Genomic DNA, 699 nt, shown 5'->3' on the forward strand with positions numbered 1-699 from the left:
GGCTCCATGCCGAGTTCGTCGGAGAGCAGCCGGTGACAGTTCCGGTAGGCGGCGATGGCCTCGGCCGTGCGCCCCGTGCGGTGCAGCGCCGTCATCAGCAGGTGGTACAGCGGCTCGCGCAGCGGGTGCCGCGCGACCAGGGCGGCGAGTTGGGGAACGGCCTGGTCGACGCGGCCCAGCGCGAGGTCCAGGCCCAGCGCGCGTTCCTGGAGTTCGAGCCGCCACTCGGCGAGCCGCGCGCGCTCGGCGGCGGCGAACGGGCCCGGCACCTGCGCCAGCGGCTCCCGGTCGCTCCGCCACCGCTCCAGCACCTCGCCGAGCAGGGCGCGCGCCGCGCGCCGGTCCCCGCGCCGCAGCGCCTCGTCCACCGCCGCCTCCCGGCGCTGGAACTCGCCGACGTCGGTACGTACGTCACCGTCCAGCACGTAGCCGTCCCGGCCGACGCCGCGCAGGACCTGCGCCCCCACGGTGCGGCGGAGCTGGGCCACGTAGCTGTGGATCACGGCCGGTGGCTGCGCCGGCTGTTGGACGCCCCAGAGCGCCGTCGCGGCCTCGCGCACGGTGACCGGGTGCCCCTTACGGAGCAGCAACAGGCACAGCAGCGACTGCTGACGCGGCCAACGGGGCGACACCTCGACCTCGTCGCGCCAGGCGCGCACGGGGCCGAGCAGTTCGAAGCGCAACCGGTCGGCCCGTACC

General features: G+C 76.1%; 1 protein-coding gene. It reads right to left on the reverse strand.

From position 1 onward, the window contains the following. Positions 1-699, reverse strand: a 699-nt coding sequence (locus KUM32_RS40965; protein ID WP_302185263.1) for a BTAD domain-containing putative transcriptional regulator, incomplete at both ends; no start/stop codon positions are given.

Source organism: Streptomyces sp. AC627_RSS907 (assembly GCF_019049165.1).